The following is a 19,761-nucleotide window of genomic DNA, read 5'->3' as shown; positions in this document are numbered from 1 at the left end:
CTTCCCGCAGGTTTCTGATTTTTTCAAACAGGTTATTTAACGACTTTGGACGTATTTACCACTGAGCAGTAAAAGGATGAAATAAATACCACCGGCTCCTGAGACCAGAAGACCTGAAGGAATTTCAAAAGGAGCCATCAAGGATCGTGATAGCCAGTCACTGATGACCAGCAGCAAGGCGCCCGTCATGGCAGTAGCCGGAATCAGATGTCTGTGGCTTGACATGCCGGTGACGCGGCAAATATGGGGCGCCATCAACCCGATAAAAGAAATACCCCCCACTGTCGCAACACTGGTTGCACTCAAAAGGGCGACCAGCAGCATCAGCAGATAGACTGAAGCCTTTACTCTGATGCCCAGCAGGGAAGGCCAGGAGGCGCCCAACTGAAGAATGTCCAGCTTTCGCCACATCAGCATAAACATGGGTATCAGGATTAAGACACCAGAAGACAACAGATAAACCAACTCACTGCTGGCTGCATAGGTACTGCCTGAAAGCCATACAAGCACCTCGCTGGACTGATTACTGCCCAGCACCATCACTACGCTGATCAGCGTTGCCGAAACCGCTGAAAGACAGAGGCCAGCCAGGGCAAAAAGCTGGGGATTAAACCCGGTCATCCGACTGAGGGCCATTAAAAGAAGCAGGGCAAAACCACTGCCAAACATCGACAGCATGAGCAAGTCCAGACGCTCAAGACCAGGCACCATGACAGAGCCCAGGACCACAAACAAAACGCCCGTGGTCGTCAGACCAGAAACATCGGGACTGGCCAGAGGATTTCTCATCAGGGTCTGAAGAACCAGACCAGAGACAGCCAGCGCAGCTCCGGCAAAAGCTGCCGTTAAAACTCTGGGCCAACGCAGGTCGATCCAGGACCGGTCAAGGCCGCTGAACAGACTGAAGTAAAAAGCGACCAGCACTAAGGACAGCAGAACCCAGAGGACTTTTACCGGAGACACGTGAAACAGAGCACGTATTCCTGTCTCACCGGGTGCTCTGGCCAAATTGCTGATCCTTTTACGCTGGCTCAACAGGAAAATCATGAAAGGTGCACCGACAACCGTTGTCATGGCTCCGGCCGGGATACTGTAATGGGCTTCGGACATCAGGAAAGGAATCATTCTGGCCAGCACATCTGCACCCAGTAGCAGCAATGCACCTGTCAGGCTGGCTGCCAGCAGACGCTTCCATGCTGAGCGATAACCAAGACCACGGGCAATGTGCGGGGCAATCAGGCCAATAAAACTGATCATCCCCACCTGACTGACGACAGTGGCAGACAAAAGCAGAGCAATCACCAGCGACAAGCCAACGGTTCGTCTTACATTTATCCCCAGACTCTCGGCCTGATCTCTGCCCAACTCAATCAGGTCCAGACGTCGGGCCAGCAATGTGGCAAAGAGAATCATCAGGGTAAAGATCGGCCAGCTACTGTTGATAGCCTGATAGTCAAACTGGGCAAGATTCCCTGCCCCCCAGGTGTACAGGCCCTCCAGACGATTCTCGAAAAACATCAGAATACCGGCACTGAGAGCACCCAGTGACAGGGTAATGGCCATGCCAATCAGAACAAGGTTAACGGGTGAATCACTGATAGCAGTGGCCAGCCTGAACACCAGTAAAGTGGTAAGCGCAGCACCCGAAAAGGCGACAACAACTGGGTACTGGTCGGTCAGTTCAGGCAACAGAACAGTTCCCAGCACTACGGCGAGCATGGCCCCGGAGTTCACTCCCAGTGTTGCCGGACTGGCAAAGGGATTTCTTGTCGCTCCCTGAATCAACACACCCGCTGCCCCCAGTGCGGCACCGCATAACAATGCCATCAATGTTCTTGGCAGAAGGAGCCAGGTCACTATTTCAGAGGCCATAGCATGATCGGCGGGTTGCTGCAGGAACGGCAATCCATTCAACAAATTAAGATCAATGCCGGCAGGCCCCACTGTCAGGGAAACAGTGACCAGAAGGATGAACAAAAACAATGTCACTGCCGTCTTTTTAACGCCTTCATAAAAACTGTTTACAGACTCCGGAATAAACATCACACCTCCGGAGCCAGGTAACGGGCAAAAGCCTTGGCCATTCGAGCAGCCGACTCAGGGCCACCATATGACCAGAGTGCGGGCAGATAATAGACCCGGCCTTCTTTAACAGCCGGAAGGGCATTCCAAACCGATGATTGCGCCATCGTTGGCAGATTTTCGGGCTGACTGCCAATAATGATCAGACTGGCGTCGCCAATAGTGGTCAGTTTGAGGAGGTCAACATGGGTAAAATCCCGTCCGGGTAATGAAGAGTGCCAGCTGTTTTCCAGACCAATCCTGTTAACAATGGCACCCGCCAGAGACAAATCGCCGTAGACTCGAAGTCCCAGTCCCATACCGACAAACTTACCCACAACGACTTTCTGGCCAGAGAGTCCCGCTGCTTTGATCATATTGCGGGCCTGTTCCAGCTCAGACTCCATTTCCCTGAGTCTCTTTTCTGCCAGAGCTTCGCGCCCCAGAATATGTGCCACTGAACGAAAAATACCCTGCATTCTCAGAAAATAATCCACAGGATCTTTCTGGCTCGGGTACTGGGAATAAAGAACGGTCGGAGCAATGCTCTTAAGCTCTGAAACTATACGACTATGACGCCATTTATAGCCAAGAATAAGATCCGGTTTGAGAGCCGCTATGGCTTCCAGACCCGGCTCAGCTCTCTGCCCGAGTTCGGTAACACTTGTCGGCATAACCGGATCATCGGACTGCCACTCCCGATAACCCTTTATGGAAGTCACCCCTGCAGGTACGACACCGAGGGTGAGCAGCATTTCAGCCTGGGTCCAGTTCAGTGCTGCAATCTTTTCCGGGGTTTCGGCCAGATCGGGTTCAGTGACTGAAGCCATCGCTGCTAACGATGTAAACAGCAGGAAACAACAGCTTTTTTTCAGGACTGCAAACATCAGGCGACTTCCTTGCTCAAAACACGATGGATCACGGGCTCAGCCTGACGCTCACCCAAGGGCAAAAAGAGCGACTCTTTTCTGCCTTCCAATTGCACTTCCCGGGTCTCTACCCCAAATACATCCGAGATAATGCGCTTATCCAGTACCTTTGTAGCTGCACCTGTTCTGATCACCTGCCCCTGATCCATCAGCACTATTTCGTCGCTGTACTGAAGGGCCTGATTCAGGTCGTGAAGTACCCAGATAATAGTGGTCTGCTTTTCATCATTGAGCTGTCTGACAATATTCAGCAGACGCAATTGATGAGCGATATCCAGCCATGAGGTTGGCTCGTCCAGAAGTAAAATGCCGGTTTCCTGGGCCAGCACCATGGCCAGCCAGACTCTCTGCATTTCACCACCGGAGAGATGATCAACCAGTTCACCGGCATAATGATCCATACCGACTCTGAAGAGTGCCGAACTGACGGCCCTGTGATCCTCTTTTTTCAATCGCCCGAATGGACCTGCATAGGGGTATCGGCCACAAGCGACCAGATCCGTTGCCGACATCCCAAGTGGAACCGGTGAGTGTTGTGGCAACAACGTCAGGCTTTTAGCCAGTTCTTTACGGTGGAGTGACTTCAACAACTGCCCACCCAAAAGCACCCGCCCTTCACTGGGCTCAAGCAAACCGGAGAGCAATTTCAGCAGGGTACTCTTACCCGAGCCATTGGGTCCGAGAATAGCGGTTATTTTTCCTGGCGTGATGTCAAGTTGCGTTGGTTGCAGAATGGTTTTTGTTCCCACCCGCAAACATGCCTGGTCAAGCGTTAGGGTCTGCTCCATGGCCTCAGTTTCTTTTTGTTCTGTGGAAGTGTCATCGCTTTACTGTCAGACAACCGAAGCAAGCTCCCATACTCTCTGTTGAGCCGGACTGACCATTCACTCAATAATTATTTTTCAATTTCAGACTGCCTGATATTGTCCTGATGCAGTCGTGCAATGCTGATAGCCATTGGCTCAACCAATGGATAGCGATTACGAATGATAATAGTTATTATTTACATCATCAAGCTTAAACTGTCGTTTGATGGCACCGCTCAATCGCCCAGTCACGAGCCTGATCAAAATCGAGACAGGACACCATGGGAAAAGGCATAGCCTTTTTCATGTTGTCACTGACCACTCTGTCACCCTCCTGTTCGGAAAGCACAACCCGGGCAATACCACGGCAAAACGCCCCCAGTTTTATCCTGTTCTCTTTAAACCAGAGCCCCAGTTCTCTTCTGGCTTCCGGTGAAAACTCACTGTTGGGCTTTGCCTGAATAATGAGACTAAATGGCTGCTCTCTTGCCAGCAGCTCAGAAAGGTCGACTAGCCATTGGCGAGCATCATCGTCGCAGGCCGGGCGATTAAAGCTGACTGTGACAATGGGCCAGCCCACCATTTGAATTGAGTTCATGTAAACCTAACAACTCCGTTTCTTTGGAGATTCAACTAATAAAAAGGAAATCATCAGAAGCAGAACAGCCAGAAAAATGCAGAAAACTTCTGCCATCTGAATGCCCAGTGATCCTCCCAGTCCGGCCAGAAGCGCTCCCATGGTATATCCGAGGGTATGAATCATAGCGAGGGTTCCTGTCAGAACGCCCTGCTGACCTACCTGTTCTGACGCCAGTGTCGTGTAAGCAGGCGTCAGTAATGCAATCGAAGCGGCACTGATGACCAGTCCGAATATCAGACATATCAGTTGAGTGGAGGTGATCAGTAGGAAACTACCGAACAGTAATAAAATGCTGCCGACTTTTAATGACAGAATCAGCCTGCCCTGAGCAAAACGAGATACCAGCAAATGAGCAACCACGGTCGAAAAAGCGGCCACCATCATGAGCATCGAAAGTACTCTTGATGCTGATACTCCGTCGTAAGAAAAACGCTCCTGCAAAATAGGACCTATTAGGTACTGCAACAGGCCAAAGAGCGTTGTTACAGAGCAGGCCACCAGCAAAACAGGCCAGAGTGATTTCAGCATTTGCCTGAACGGGTTCTTTTCTTCGCTACCCTTTTCTTGCCTGACTTCTGAAGGCTTGTCATTGGTTAATATTGAGACCTGTATCAGCAAGGGGATAGCAAAAACTACCAGTGCTATAACAGGGAACAGGCTGCCCTGGGAAATCAGCATTGCCGGAATCACAGGACCTATGAGACGCCCGGCATTTATACTGACTGTAATCCGGCTTAGACCAGGCAGTCTGTTAGAATGATTACTGTCGTCTATAACCCAGGCCTGAACCGCTGGATACAACCCCGATACCAATAGACCATAAATAGTCCTGGCGAAAAACATCAAACCAATGGCCAACTCTCTGCTCAGCAGACCAGAGCCCAGACCGTGAAGCGCGAATGCCAGCAGTAAAAAGCTGGCCGCAAAACCAAAGAGCCCGGACTGAACCACTCTCTTGCGTCCAAAACGGTCACTTATTCTTCCCCACAGGGGCGAAGTGAAAATAAACAGACAGGTTCCCAGTGCCACCATGGCCGTCAGCAGGCCATAACCTAAACCGGTTTCTTCAGCAATGGCTGGCAGACAGATCAATAATGTCGTCTGCCCGGCACCGAGTATAAATACCGACCCAAACCGGCTGAACTCTTTGATGGAGTCTCCGGTCTCATAAACGGGTTTTGCTATAACAGGGCCAAGCTCATTTTGTTGCATGGTTCATGTTTGTTGTTGTGATCTGTTGCAAATGATAACAATTCTCATTTACAATTCAAGCCCTATTGAGCCAGACCTTAAATAAAATCCTCTGGTGTAACAGGAATTAGGGTCTTCCAAATTATGTGCTGAATAATAAGATCATTCTGGAGAATGAAATCAGTGTCCACACCGCTTTTAGAAACCACAACCATCAAAGCTGTATACGATTCATCCTATAAAAGGTTCGGACATGAGCTTACATACGACTGCAATAGTCATGAGCAAGCTGAAAGCCTGAGTGCTGGCTGCTTTTTTAATGCATTGCTCAGGGAATGGAAAGACTGGTCATTAGAGCCTGTTGGTAGCCACAAGAAGTGGTTAAGCGGTCAATCAATAAGTTCAGACTGGCAGCCGCCTGTTGACGCCGAAGCCACTGCTTCAATCCCCTTGAACAAAAGCGACTGTCGGCTTTTGATTTATATTAAATATTTATCCATCAGCGGCAGACATCAGTTCTGCAAACCCATTGCCCTGGTTAACCAAAAAAACAACACCATCACTGATTTATCCTTCACTGAAAGTGTTCAGTTAATCGTTAAAGACAATGCTTTATGGAACAGTGACGCCGGGCAGAGACAACTGTTTTTTAATCGTGTTAAAAGAAGCGTTGAGAATATGGCGTCTGTTCTTGAATTAAGAAAAAACGAACTTGATCAACTATTTTCCGGCTGCACAGATTTTCAATCTTCAGAGCAAGCCCTGCTGGCAGGTCACTCCGTTCACCCTACCCCCAAAAGTCGCGATCAATTTACCGCAGAAGACTCACAGCGCTATATTCCTGAATACGGAAACAGCTTCCAGCTGCACTGGTTTTCTATTGATGCCAACCTGCTGGAAGCAGACAGTGTTCATGAATATTCATTCCATGAACTGACTCGCCAACTGGCTTCTGAAGATCCGGAGTTCTCCGGTCGTTTTCCTGAAGACATTCCCGAACACCACACCCTGTTACCCGCTCACCCCTGGCAGGCTCAGCAATGGTTAAAGAATGCTTATATAAGGCAGTTGCTCAGTGAAGGCCAAATTATTAACTATGGTCTGCATGGTAGCCAATGGCGTGCTACTTCTTCAGTAAGGGCGATCCATGGAATACACGCCTCCTTGATGTTGAAGTATTCACTCAGCGTCAAACTGACTAATTCGATCCGTCACCTGCTGCCCAAAGAAGTGATTCGAGGTAAGGAAATCCATCAGGTGAAATACCAGACTCCTTTGGGTAATGATTTAAAAAGCCTGTATCCGGACTTCGAAATCATTACCGAACCGGCTCATGCCGCCATCAAGGGAGAAGACGGCCAGGTGCTGCCTGAAACCATGATGGTGCTTCGGGAAAATCCTTTCAACCGGGAAACCGTCAACCAGTGCACTGAGTTACTGGCCAGTCTTACCCAGGACAACCCGGTAGGTGAGCCCAGACTGATTGCTCTGATCCGGGAATTAGCTGTAAAGGAAAGGGCCAGGCCTGAAGCTGTCGCACAAAAGTGGTTTGGAAAATATCTTTCCAAAGTTTTAGAGCCCCTGATCGTTGCTCAATCAGACTTTGGTCTGCTAATGGGCGCACATCAACAAAACCTGTTGCTCAGAATGCCAGAGGGTTACCCGGAAACCGTCTATTTCCGCGACTGTCAGGGCACGGGGTACAGCCGCCTGGCCAGAGAACGCTTGCAAGCACACCTGCCTCTGGCTGATGAAGAAAAAGAGCACCACGTCAGTGAACAGCTTGGCAACCGGCTATTTACTTACTATCTGCTGATTAATTCCACCTTTGGTGTTATCAGCGTGTTGGGAGCCAGCAATATTCTTCCGGAGAAAGAGCTTCTGTCCTCCCTCTACCGTTTTCTGGACAACCTGCGCAAGCTGGGCCGCCGGGACACCAGCTGCCTTGATTACATGCTCGATAGCAGAGAGCTCTGGTCAAAAGGTAACTTTTACTGCACCTACTGCAACATTAACGAGAACACATTAAAGAACCCGATGGATGTCTATCACTCCATGAGAAATCCCTTGCAGGCATTCAGTGAGGTTGTCCGGTAATACACCCCATTAATTTTATCGTGAAAAATATTTTGTGATGCCATTTTCATATTTGAGCATGACGCATCTTGTTTTTCTTCGCACAAGGCTACTCAGACTCACTCTTACGGAAGAGCAATGACTAAAATAACAACGATTACCCTACCAGGGGCATCAGACTGCAAGATTTCTCTGCAATTACTGTCATCCAATAGCCTGACGGTGCATGACAACAATCAATCTCTGCTGTTAAAAATCTCGCAACAGGATGGTGCCTTAATAACTGCAGCTAACGAATCCGATCTCCCTGAGAATGTACCCAATCACCTTATTGCAGCCAGTCTGGATTACCTGTTTTCCCGCAATCCGGATCTCTTCCAAATTCAGGTTGCAGCTTCGTTGGCTGAAAGGCTTCAAGATAATCAGTTGATACACAGCCATAAAGAAAGCTCAAAGGAAGCTACCTGTTATCGCTCAGGCCTCTATCAGGACCGAACACTCTGGCACTATCAGAGAGATCATCAGACGATACCTGAAATCTGGACTGAAAACGAAAAAGCTGTCACGCATCCACTTCGTCAGGAACAGCCTAAAGGTGTCGTTTATAAGCGTTATGAGTATCAAAATGACCTCACTGTCTCCTTCAGAACCCTTGATCCGGACCAGGATCTTGATCTCTTCCATGAATGGATGAATCAGCCTCGTGTCGCAGAGTTCTGGGAGATGGCCCAGAGCCGGGAAGAGCTGACAGCCTATCTTCAGTCAGCATTGAAAGACCGGAGAGCCTGGCCAATGATCGGGTGCATCAACGGTGTGCCTTTCGGGTATTTCGAACTCTACTGGGCTCTGGAAGACCGTATTGCTCCCTACTACGATTGCCAGCCCTGGGATCGTGGCTTTCACCTTCTGGTAGGGAATCTGGAATTTCTGGGCGAGAGATATTCCAACAGCTGGACAAAGTGCATTACTCACTTCCTGTTCCTGGACGAGCCCCGAACGACTCGTCTGGTGGGAGAGCCCAGAGCTGACAACAAGAGATTGCTGAAGCTGTTGAGTCCCGCTGGCTGGTCATTGGTCAAAGAGTTTGACTTCCCTCACAAACGTGCGGCACTGGTCAACTGTTACCGGGAGAGTTTCTTCCAGGAGATCCGGTTATGAATCAGGCTGTTACGGCTTTACCTGTCAATCAGTGCCTTGAGTTCTGGCAGAAAGCTAACCGTCGGTTGTTAGCAAAAACACTCAGTGAGCTGAGCTGGGAAGAAGCCATCATCCCCAAAGCAATTGCTCCTGAAGAAGTGAGTGGCGGACTGTTTATCCTTGAACTGAAAAGCGGCGTGAACTATCGCTTTTATGCCTGGAGAACCATCTGGGATCAATTAATAGTGGATACTGCATCCATTTCCCGTAGCTATCTGGACAGTTGCATCCACTCAGCACTGGAAGTCAGTCAGTTTTTTATAGACGCCAGGGAGGAGCTGGGACTGGACTCAGCAACACTGGCAAACTTCCTCGAAGAACTGGCCAATACGCTGATGGCCGAGGTACAGGTTCAGAAAAACTATCACCAGAAAAGTGCAGCCGAACTGATTGAGCTGGAGGATGACGAACTGCAATGTTATCTGGATGGCCATCCCAAAGTCACCGTCAGCAAAGGACGCCTCGGCTGGGGACAGGAGGATTATCAGGATTACGCCACTGAGTTTCTGCCCGAAATCCAACTTGAGTGGGTGGCATTGAGCCGTGAAAACTGTAGGCTCTCTCTGGCCGTCGACCTTCAGGAAAATGATCTGATCAGCGCTGTTCTTAACAGCAGGGAGCAGGCAGAACTGAACGTCCGTTGTCGTCAACTAAATATTGATTCAAGCCACTTTTTCCTTATGCCGGTGCACCCCTGGCAATGGCGCAACCGTCTGGTCAACCTGTTCGCTTCTGAAATTGCTGCAGGTCACATCGTTCATCTGGGAAGCTATGGAGACCCCATGCTTCCACAACAGTCTCTTCGAACTTTGTCCAATAAGAAGCGACCAGAGCAACTGAACATCAAACTGCCACTCTCCATTTTAAATACCTCCTGCTACCGGGGTATTCCCGGTCGATATATCCAGGCAGGTCCCATGGTTTCGAGCTGGCTCTCTGAAATAGCTGCGTCTGATCCAACCCTGTGCAACCGCAGAACCATTATTCTGGAAGAGCCTGCCGGGGCTTTTTATCCAAACCCTCAGTTCCAACAGATAGCGGATGCTCCCTATCGTTATCATGAAATGCTGGGCTGCATCTGGCGCCAGAGTGTTCACGCTAAAACCGCAGAATCGGAACGGGCTATCCTGATCTCTACCCTGTTCCAGAAAGACGGCTATGGCTACCCATTGATTTGCGAGTATATTCATCGTTCGGGATTAACAACAGAACAGTGGTTATCAAAGCTTTTTGATGTGGTGGTGGTTCCTCTTTATCACCTGCTGTGTAAATACGGTGTTGGTCTGGTGGCTCATGGCCAGAATATTACTCTGGTTCTGGATAATCATCTGCCAGTCAGAGTAGCGCTGAAGGATTTTCAGGGTGACCTGAGACTGATCGATCAGGACTTCCCTGAACTTGACACTCTGAGTGATTACGCCCGTTCAGTCACTGCCCGCCTGCCTGCTGCTCACCTTATTCACGACTTGCAGACCGGTCACTTTGTGACCGTTCTTCGCTTTATCTCTGCCTGTCTGGCTGAAAAAGGCTTTTCCGAGTCCCGTTTCTACCAGTTACTGGGTGAACAACTTAAGTCGTATATAAAGGCACATCCCGAACTGGAAGATCGCTTCAAACTGTTTGATCTGTTCACACCGGAAATGGCCCGGGTTTGTCTGAACCGGGTTCGTTTCAAACTCGGCTATGGCGACACCAGCGAACGTCCTCTGCCAGAACTGGGAACCCCTCTCAAAAACCCTCTGGCAATAACACTCAGGGAAGAATGATGAACTTTACACACTACCAAGATGAAACCGCCCCTCTGGATCTGGCCGGACTGGGATCTGGCCCGTTCAACCTGAGTCTTGCAGCACTGCTGGACAGTCTTCCCGAGCTAAAGGTCCGTTTCTTTGACAAAAGACCCGCCTTCGGTTGGCACCCGGGGCTTATGTTGCCTGGTGCTCATATGCAGACTTCCTGCCTGAAAGATCTGGTAACTGCCGTACAACCCACCAGTCGCTGGTCTTTCTTGTCATTCCTGGTGGAAAAGGGACGGTTTTATTCTTTTTTAGCCACTGAAAAGATGGTGATCAGCCGCAGCGAATTTGTCGAATACATGAACTGGGTCGCAGAAAACCTGGAGTCTTTGCAGTTTGACTCGCAGATCAGGGAAGTCAGCTTTGAAGAGGATAGCTTCGTGCTGCGCTCGGACAAGGAGAAGGTTAAAGCTCGTAATCTATGTCTGGGAACAGGCAAAGTACCCTGCATACCTGATTGCGCTCGAGCTCTGGTGGGGAGGCATTGCTTCCATGCCAGCGAACTGATGATCCGCCAGCCTGATCTTCGCAACAAAAAGGTTGCCGTTATTGGGGGCGGCCAGACGGGTGCAGAAGTCTTCCTTAACTGTCTGCGTGAACAATGGGGTAAAGCTGATGAGATTCAGTGGATTTCCCGCCGGGCCAGCTTTGAGCCTCTGGATGAAAGTCCATTTACCAATGAATATTTTACGCCCGGCTACGTTAGCCGCTTTTTATCCCTGCCTGAGGAAAAAAAAGAAACCATTGTCAAATATCAGAAGCTGGCCAGCGACGGCATTACGCCTGCATACCTGCTGGAAATCTACCGGGAACTTTATGACCGCACCTACTTGTCCCGGAGTCAGGTAAACTGGAAACTGCTGCCTGACCGGACCCTCACGGCCATATCTGAATCTTCGAGTGGCTTTTACGATCTCAAGCTGACCAATTCGCTGTCTTCAGAGGATGAAGTGCTCTCTGCTGATATCGTCATTCTTTGTACAGGTTTTCAGAATATACTGCCCCGCTATCTGGAGCCAATTCAGTCCAGATTGAACCTTGACGAACACCAGCGTTTCAAACTTTCTTCCAGCTTTGCCGTTGATTGGGATGGTCCGGACAACAGACGCATTTATGCCGTCAACGCAGGTCTGCACAGTCATGGTATTGCAGAGCCACAACTGAGTCTGACCGCCTGGCGATCAGCAAGCATCATCAATGATCTGACAAAGCGGGAAGTTTTCTCAATCAGTCAACCAGGCAGTTTGATTGGGTGGTAAATTTGTCTTCAACGACCCTGAAAAAGACGGGTAATTATTTTGTAGATTTAAAATCGCCATGTAACAAATGCATCCATTTCGTTCCGGGGCTTCGCCCCTCCACCCGACGAGCCGTCGGCGCGCGACTGTATTTGTTATCAACAATAACTGCGGCCATCGCTGATTTATTTTTTCTGCTCCGGGCAGCTCCTGTCCAACAGCTCAATATTCAATTTCATCCACAGCAGAGTAGCAGCCAGGTTCACCTTGTTACGGAGAGTTCCATCGACGGTTAACAGGCCCCGAGTTTCATCGATCACCTGCTTCACCTCCTTTTGACGTTCTTCAGGAAATTGCTCCAGCAACCGATTCAGGTTCTGCTGTCCCTGGGTCAGGTGTGCAAACCTCAGAGGAAACTGGCGTAACTGATACAATTGAACCAAATCTGGTTCCAACCCCGATTCCTTCCAGGTTCGGAGCGCCATAACAATAAAGAAGTCGAGGTCCAGCGCATCAAAGGCAGGTTTGTCTGCTGTTTCGATAAAGTCCTTAATCTCACCATTGATTACTAATCGACCCAATTGTTTGGCCGACTCCAGATACATTATCTGCAAAAAAAACGACATTGTAATATCTTTAGTAAGGGATTCTTTGTCCGCATAATAAACGTTTTGATCCAAGACAGGGAATTCCAACAATGTTTCCAAATCGTGCATCATAAATGACTCACAACCAAAGTCAGTAACCTGACGTCGAGGCAGAAAATAAAAACGGGAATCAGTGAAGCCGTGATATTTTATCGCCAGCGTCAACGCTAAACCGACAAAATGCGACATGGGTGAATAAGTTTTTTCTGCCTGGAGGCGCTTAAAAGTACTCAAACTATCAACGAAAAAAAACTGATAATGCCCTTCACTATTTCTCCTGGTAGAAACAACACTGACATGACCTGTTTTATCCTGAAAAACATAATTTTTTGGTTCTTCTACAGTAATGAATGGCAGCTGGGTTATGAACAATGCAAGTAGCTGACGAAGACACTGATGGGAACCAAGATAAACATTCATGAGTTTTATAATGTTCCGCTTGGCAGTACCCACAAGTCTGTCAGCTGGCTCATAGTTGGGCAACCCTTCAGGTAACTCAGACTCAGGGAGCACAACTTCGGTAAATAATCTGATTAAGACTGCTGGCAATGTCTTAAACGCAGGATAGTCTAATGAAATATGTGTCAATTCACCTTTTTCCAGCTTTCCGGGAAAATGAAGCTGAAGCAGCCTCAGAATCCCTTTCCAACGGTATTCCTTGCTCTCCAGGAAACCTTTTTCTTCCAAAAGATTGGGGTTTGCCCGATACAATTCCTGCAATTCTGCATAAAAGTCATCAATATTTTTTTTCTGATCCATTGTTTTCAATGACTTTTCAGCAGCCTTAAGTATTTCTTTCAGTTTTTCAAGATGCCTGACATAACTCTCATCGTTTCCGAAAGCTGATGCTGATGCTGCACCAGAGCTTGAGGAATCTGAATAGCCAGAACTACTCTGCCCTTTATTACTTTGCTTTTTACTTTGTCGCTTATGCTGCGGTGATGGTAATTTAACATCGGTTTTAGACTGTTCCCTGTTTTCGTTGCCAAAACGGTTTAATTCGAATGGATAGGCAGAAAACACCGTTCCTTTATCTGGCTGTAATCCTCCCAATTCAGAGACAGTCGAACTGACTATCGAACCTTTTTTTCCCTTCTGAAACAACAAAAGCGGAACAACCTTAGTCTTGGGCAAACGAATAGGGTCGGATAAAAAAGAGGAAAAAATCGCCTCAATGCCAACGCCAGAGATCATTGACGAAACGTAAGAAATTGCAGCCTGACTGCCAGCTGACAAAATAATGCTGCCATAAATAAAGACACAGCACATATTCTTCATTATTGATAACCAAGCTCAAATAGAAGAAAAAGGATTATTCTAGACAAAAAGCTCAGATTTTCCTGACTCTGGGATAACTTCTTTAATTGACTCGTTCCCATGTTTAGTGGGAACGAGCCAATTCCGTATGGCTGAGTACTTATAAGCTAGCGACCAGATGAACGATCTTGGCATTTCAGCCAATGGTCATGTAGTTTGCATGCGGAGGCCCGTTCTGGCGTATATTTGCTTACCAGTATTTGCGAGTTTTCATAATGAGCAGAGGAGTCCCAGCCCCAAACTTTCCAAGTAACCTGGAAACTCACCGGTGCTCCGCTGTATTTCGAGTCAGGGAGTACATAGTAGAAGTCCTGGAAATGGCCTCCATAGTAGGGTCCGTCACCGTGTTTGGTGTGTTGGCCGTCAATGTAAAGGTCAACATCAATTACGCGTGCCTCCTTACCACGATCATTATTCCAGAATATGTGCACTACCTGGTTGGCACAGAATTCCCCTGCCGTTCCACGATGGCATTTTGGTATCGACGGAAGCCCTATGGTTTCAGGATCGCCTGCGTATATGGGTCCATCTTCACCGTAACCGCCCGGATTGTGGGAATCATCTCTGGATTTAAAATATACATCCCGGGTGACGCGTCCCAAGTGACCACTTGATTCTCTGTAGGAGTAGGTAGCCCTGAAGTAATAAGTCTTACCGGGTTTTACCCGATAGTAGAAACCATTTAAGAACGATCCGATGCTGGCCATCTGAGTGTAACCTTCTGACAGGTCATATGCGTTCTCGGCGACATGAACCATAGTATGGACCACAGTAATATCACTATACGCACTGAAATCAGCCATGCCAATTAGCACGATATCGCCAGTGCATATCTGGTCGTGGGGGCAGTTAGCACTATACACAGACAAGGGGACGCCGGCGTGTTCGTTAGCGTGACTGTTAAGCTCCGCACTAGCCACTTGCATCCCTACGAAACACGACAGCACGAGCAATAAAAGGCTTTTAAAAAAGTTTGCGTGATTCATGAGCTTGAACTCCTTAAACCTTAGGAGAGTTAAGCGTCTTAAGGTTAGCTCGGTTTTCAACCCCTCACATGAAAAAACATTCGGTCAGATTTCAACATTGGAGAGCTATCATCTGACTTTGAAATTCTGCCACTACGCGAAACCATCCTTCAAAGCGGCCTCATTGACCGGATGACTCATGCCATGGAACTATCAATCAACTACCGCTATTTTGACCTTCAGGAGCGTTTACAAAACTTAAATTACAGTCTCCTGTGCTTCTGTCTCAATTCACATAATGCACATACTCTATTTATGCCTCAGTTTGTGCCTCAGTTAGCTTATCGGCGAATATTTCGGCGAATACGGCTTCCGTATTCACAAGGTTAACCGGTAACTCTGCTTCAAGTTCTTCCATTTTTTCTTTACCCAGAGCCATTGGTAGCTCTGTGCAACCTAACAGCACGTGCCCCACTACCCTGCCCGCCTTTCTCTCACTGTTGACGTATTGACGGATTATCGAAGACAGTTCCTCCTGCTTATCGCTCCCCCCCGTTCTCTTTGTATGATCTATCAGCTGTTGCAAAACTTTCTGGTCAGTTTGTGACAGGTTAATCGAATCTACCCCCTGCTGCCTGAGAGTCAGAGAATAAAGTTTGTTTTTATAAGCTTGTGTCGTTTCCAGAACCAATGTCGTCGTGTTTTTAGAGGGCACCTGATCTTTTGCAATTCTGCTCGCTATCTGATCCACCAGATGCAAAAGTGGCTTTATGCCCAGTTTTTTTAATGTGGAGCATTTGGCATGTGCCGCATTACTGGCTATTACGTAGCTCCGGTGCCGACGGGCTGCAAATGTTCGAATGTTATCTATGAAGCTGGAACCACTGGCGATCACTTCCCACAAGGTCCGGGGTGGTGGGCAGGAAAACAGGTTCATTACCAGATGATCTTTATCTCCTCCTTTTGTGAAAAAATCATCCAAAGCTCTGGTCACTATTTTGGCATCTGACAGCGGACCCATACCGCCAAGAACCCCCAGCTGGCTATGTTGGCAATTGTTTTTTCGAGCGGATTTACCAACGATATGAAGGTCGATGGTTGGCCTTTGGCTTTCCTTGGGGATGAGCTTTGCGATGGTTTGCTGTAGATCGTTGTAATAGCTTATCTGGTCAGGCTCTATTTCAAGACTGATCCGTTGTTGACAGTATTTTTTTCCTGGCTGAATACTGTGTTCGGCAATCACTCGCCGGGTCCAGTCATGCTCAGTTTCACTCTTTTGCGGCTTAGTGGACAACAGTTGCTGATCAACCTCTTGCAGGATTGCCGCCAGTTTCTCTCCTCGCTCTTTACTGCTTTGAAAAGCCAGCAACTGTGCCTTCTGGTCAACGCTAATGTATCCTTCTCTGGCCAGTTGGTTGATGCTAATGGATTGTTTGAGCTTGGTGCCATCAGGTTGAACGACCGTAATATTTCGATCTTTTATTAATCCAAAGGAAAATACCGTTCTCAATGCCTGAACGATATTTGAAGATTTTGCTTTTTCACCAAGGGATAGATATGGTGGCTTTACCAGAGCGGTTGTTGTGACGCTGCGTCCTTTGGTGTGGCCCCTGCTTGCCTTTGCTGAAGACTTTCTACTAACCTTTTCGACTGGGTTCGAAGGCATGCTTTTTTGAGAACCAATTTTCATGCTGCCTTGTGTCCCGGCTTATTTTCTCCTGTAATTTTCTCGGCTTGAAGGGAATTATCTTTATCAGAAACGATGAGGTACTCAACCATACGAAATCATATTTTCTGACTTATTGTTCAGGCACTCTGACTGCGTTGCAATGTAAAAAAACCACACTGAGATTCAGGTAGCACATACTTATGGCGGTGTTTAGTCAACAACACTGAGGAAGGTAATTATGAGAATAATCATGATAGCTATAGCCCTGACCTTTGCAGGTTCTGCGCTTGCATCTGAAGAGGGTTTCTATATTGGCGCTAAAGCTGGCTATGAATCAATCAACAGTAAGATGGAGTACGGATCACTGAAGATTGATTCTTTTGGTAATCAGGGGAGTATCTATGGTGCTTTTGTCGGTTATAACTTCCCTATTGACCGTGCTATGTATGTGGGACTGGAAGCTGAATATAACCACCACACAACCAAGGCTGAGTATAAGTTGAGTTCCTTTGAAGAAGAGGTCCGGTTTAAAGATGAATATGGTGCAAGCCTGATTATAGGCCACGCTTACACTGAGAGTGTAAACGTCTATGGTCGTTTCGGAATGAGTAAATTAAAGTCAGAAGCTAAAACCTCTCACGGGAATAAAGGGGATGACAAGGTTAGCGGCTGGCATGGTGGCTTCGGTGTCGAATTTAAAAATGAAGCCGGTCTCCCCCTGTCACTCAGGGCTGAATACCGATATAGCCAGTTCGATGATATTGATTATGACTATGGAGCTGAAGTAGAAAACAAACCTGAAGCGCATTCGATGTCTCTCAGTGCCATCTATAGTTTCTGACAGTTTCTGAATAAACAAACAACCGAAAACCAGACAAGCCGACTGTAAGTTAATGTTGCAGCTTGATCATTTTCAGGACTCTGAAAAAGACGATAGGATCCCTGGACGCTGCATTTAACGGAAAGGGCGAAATTCTCTGTCCATAACCTCTCATCGGAAGCGTAGCGACGGGGTCGCCCGGGCCTTTGGAGGTCTGGATGGAGAATTTCCCGAGTTTAGTTAAAAAGTGGCCCAACATGCTCATCTACTTCCTGTAACTTACGCTTTTTACTACTTTTGCGACACCCTATTCAGGTAGGGGAGGATGTCAGTCGCTTGCCCCTTTCAAGGAGATGGTCAAAAAAGCCAGGATATAATGCCCGCAAACGCACTCACTTCTATACTGGGTTAACTTTATAAAAACGAGGCAGGTGAGAGGCCATGACCCAGGCAACGATCTACCCGGTTTCCGAGGCTTTTCAAGACTCGTGGATGAGCGAAGAAAAATATCAGGCGCTCTATCACTATTCTCTGGAGAATCCGGAAGCGTTCTGGGGTAAAAAGGCTGAACGCTATCTGGACTGGTATCGCCCCTGGGATGCCATTTATGAAGGCGACTTCAACAGCTGTGAAGTGAGCTGGTTTAAAGGTGGACAGCTGAATGCCAGCGTCAACTGTATAGACAGACACCTGGAAAATCGCGCCGACCGGGTAGCCATTATCTGGGAAGGTGATACGCCTGAGCTGCAGCGTAAAATTACCTATCAGGAGATTCATGATGAGGTCTGCAGGCTGGCCAACGGCTTGAAGGCGCGAGGTGTCAACCGGGGGGACAGAGTTTGCATCTATATGCCCATGGTTCCTGAGGCCGTTTATGCCATGCTTGCCTGTGCACGCATTGGCGCTGTCCACTCCGTAGTCTTTGGCGGTTTCTCTTCAAACTCCCTCCGTGACCGTATTCTCGACTGTGGCTGCCGGGCAGTGATCACTGCTGATGAGGGCGTTCGGGGAGGGAAACATATCCCTCTCAAAAAGAATACCGATGAAGCTCTGGAAGAATGTCCTGATGTCACTACTGTAGTGGTTTATGAGAGAACCGGAGCGACGATTGAATGGCAGGAAGGACGCGACATTTCTTATCAGGAGCTGACAACAGGCCAGCCCGTTACCTGTGAACCTGAGATCATGGAATCTGAAGATCCCCTCTTTATTCTTTATACTTCCGGCTCCACCGGAAAACCTAAAGGTGTCCTCCACAGCACAGCGGGTTATCTGCTTCATACTACGGTCACATTTCACTATGTTTTTGATTACCACGAAGGTGACATTTTCTGGTGTGGTGCTGATGTAGGCTGGATTACCGGCCACTCCTATATTGCCTATGGTCCTTTATCCAACGGTGCCACTATGGTCATGTATGAGGGTGTCCCCTTTTGGCCCGATGCTTCAAGAATCTGGGAAATTGTAGATCGCCACCGGGTGAATACACTCTATATAGCGCCCACCGCAATCCGGGCTCTGATGGCCAAGGGGGATGAATACGTTAAACGAACTTCACGAGCCAGTCTTAAAATTCTGGGAACCGTGGGCGAACCCATTAATCCGGAAGCCTGGCACTGGTACTACCAGGTCGTGGGGGAAGAACGCTGCCCCATTATTGATTCCTGGTGGCAAACAGAAACGGGTGGCATGATGATTACACCTTTGCCGGGAGCCACCGCATTAAAACCCGGGTATGCAACACGGCCTTTCCTGGGCATCCGTACTGCCATTCTGGATAATGAGGGTAACGAGGTTGTCGGACCTGGTCAGGGGAGTCTGGTGATCACCGGTTCCTGGCCGGGCCAGATCAGAACCGTCTATGGCAATCATCAGCGAGCAATTGACACTTACTTCAGCCAGTATCCGGGTTATTACTTCACGGGAGACGGAGCCCGCAGGGATGAAAATGGCTATTACCAGATCACAGGCAGAATGGATGATGTAATTAATGTTGCGGGTCACCGACTGGGCACGGCAGAAGTAGAAAGCGCCCTGGTATTGCATAAGGCGATTGCAGAAGCAGCCGTAGTGGGGGTTCCTCACCCAGTGAAGGGTGAAACTGTTTATGCCTTCATGACACCCATGGACGGTATTGAAATCAACGATGACTTGATGGAGGAACTTTCAAATCTGGTAGCAAGTGAAATCGGCTCATTCGCTCGCCCGGAGATACTTCACCCATGCCCTGCCCTGCCCAAGACCCGCTCTGGCAAAATCATGCGACGCATCTTGCGTAAACTGGCCCAGGGCGAGAAAGATAATCTGGGTGACTTGAGTACACTGGCTGATCCGGCGGTGGTCAAGCAGCTGTTGAGTGCCACTTAAAAGCTGTGTTTCAATACTCCCTTTTGATCGAATTAGTTTGTT

14 protein-coding genes are annotated in these 19,761 nt (G+C 48.3%); 6 read left to right on the top strand and 8 right to left on the bottom strand.

Features of this window, described 5'->3' with window-relative positions:
• Positions 1-36: 36 nt before the first annotated feature.
• From ACOMHB_RS03275 to ACOMHB_RS03255, 5 genes are all read right to left on the bottom strand, one after another.
• Positions 37-2,043 carry an iron ABC transporter permease gene (locus ACOMHB_RS03275; RefSeq protein ID WP_448215485.1) on the bottom strand — a complete coding sequence of 669 codons (2,007 nt, stop codon included), beginning with the start codon at positions 2,041-2,043 and terminating at the stop codon, positions 37-39.
• Positions 2,043-2,948 (bottom strand): iron-siderophore ABC transporter substrate-binding protein, encoded by a 906-nt coding sequence (locus ACOMHB_RS03270; RefSeq protein ID WP_448215484.1) that lies wholly within the window; start codon positions 2,946-2,948, stop codon positions 2,043-2,045. Before ACOMHB_RS03270 ends, ACOMHB_RS03275 begins: the two co-directional genes overlap by 1 nt.
• Positions 2,948-3,778 carry an ABC transporter ATP-binding protein gene (locus tag ACOMHB_RS03265; protein WP_448215483.1) on the bottom strand — a complete coding sequence of 277 codons (831 nt, stop codon included), beginning with the start codon at positions 3,776-3,778 and terminating at the stop codon, positions 2,948-2,950. The genes ACOMHB_RS03270 and ACOMHB_RS03265 overlap by 1 nt, the downstream gene beginning before the upstream one ends.
• Positions 3,779-4,007: 229 nt before the next feature.
• Positions 4,008-4,394, bottom strand: coding sequence for a hypothetical protein (locus ACOMHB_RS03260; RefSeq protein WP_422139699.1), 387 nt, complete (start codon positions 4,392-4,394; stop codon positions 4,008-4,010).
• A 6-nt stretch (positions 4,395-4,400) separates the two neighbouring features.
• Positions 4,401-5,648, bottom strand: a complete 1,248-nt coding sequence (locus ACOMHB_RS03255; protein ID WP_448215482.1) for an MFS transporter — start codon at positions 5,646-5,648, stop codon at positions 4,401-4,403.
• A 153-nt stretch (positions 5,649-5,801) separates the two neighbouring features.
• Here ACOMHB_RS03255 and ACOMHB_RS03250 point away from each other — a divergent pair, with 153 nt between their 5' ends.
• From ACOMHB_RS03250 to ACOMHB_RS03235, 4 genes are all read left to right on the top strand, one after another.
• On the top strand, positions 5,802-7,724 hold the full coding sequence (locus ACOMHB_RS03250) for an IucA/IucC family protein (protein WP_448215481.1): 1,923 nt from the start codon (positions 5,802-5,804) through the stop codon (positions 7,722-7,724).
• A 117-nt stretch (positions 7,725-7,841) separates the two neighbouring features.
• Entirely contained in the window at positions 7,842-8,861 is a 1,020-nt protein-coding gene (locus ACOMHB_RS03245; protein ID WP_448215480.1) for a GNAT family N-acetyltransferase, read from the top strand.
• Positions 8,858-10,666: an IucA/IucC family protein gene (locus ACOMHB_RS03240; RefSeq protein WP_448215479.1), complete on the top strand. Its 1,809-nt coding sequence runs from the start codon at positions 8,858-8,860 to the stop codon at positions 10,664-10,666. Before ACOMHB_RS03245 ends, ACOMHB_RS03240 begins: the two co-directional genes overlap by 4 nt.
• Positions 10,663-11,955, top strand: coding sequence for a lysine N(6)-hydroxylase/L-ornithine N(5)-oxygenase family protein (locus ACOMHB_RS03235; RefSeq protein WP_448215478.1), 1,293 nt, complete (start codon positions 10,663-10,665; stop codon positions 11,953-11,955). Before ACOMHB_RS03240 ends, ACOMHB_RS03235 begins: the two co-directional genes overlap by 4 nt.
• A 164-nt stretch (positions 11,956-12,119) precedes the next feature.
• Here ACOMHB_RS03235 and ACOMHB_RS03230 read toward each other — a convergent pair whose 3' ends face one another.
• From ACOMHB_RS03230 to ACOMHB_RS03220, 3 genes are all read right to left on the bottom strand, one after another.
• Positions 12,120-13,859 carry a hypothetical protein gene (locus tag ACOMHB_RS03230; protein ID WP_448215477.1) on the bottom strand — a complete coding sequence of 580 codons (1,740 nt, stop codon included), beginning with the start codon at positions 13,857-13,859 and terminating at the stop codon, positions 12,120-12,122.
• Positions 13,860-14,005: 146 nt separating this feature from the next.
• Positions 14,006-14,884 (bottom strand): hypothetical protein, encoded by an 879-nt coding sequence (locus ACOMHB_RS03225; protein WP_448215476.1) that lies wholly within the window; start codon positions 14,882-14,884, stop codon positions 14,006-14,008.
• Positions 14,885-15,176: 292 nt separating this feature from the next.
• Positions 15,177-16,553 (bottom strand): aspartate/glutamate racemase family protein, encoded by a 1,377-nt coding sequence (locus ACOMHB_RS03220; RefSeq protein WP_448215475.1) that lies wholly within the window; start codon positions 16,551-16,553, stop codon positions 15,177-15,179.
• A gap of 217 nt (positions 16,554-16,770) precedes the next feature.
• Here ACOMHB_RS03220 and ACOMHB_RS03215 point away from each other — a divergent pair, with 217 nt between their 5' ends.
• On the top strand, positions 16,771-17,373 hold the full coding sequence (locus ACOMHB_RS03215) for an outer membrane protein (RefSeq protein ID WP_448215474.1): 603 nt from the start codon (positions 16,771-16,773) through the stop codon (positions 17,371-17,373).
• Positions 17,374-17,793: 420 nt separating this feature from the next.
• Positions 17,794-19,719 carry an acetate--CoA ligase gene (gene acs, locus ACOMHB_RS03210; RefSeq protein ID WP_448215473.1) on the top strand — a complete coding sequence of 642 codons (1,926 nt, stop codon included), beginning with the start codon at positions 17,794-17,796 and terminating at the stop codon, positions 19,717-19,719.
• Positions 19,720-19,761 lie beyond the last annotated feature (42 nt).

The organism is Endozoicomonas sp. 2B-B, assembly GCF_053470045.1.
The sequence above is the reverse complement of the archived record's forward strand: the minus strand, read 5'-3'. Positions and strand labels throughout refer to the sequence as shown.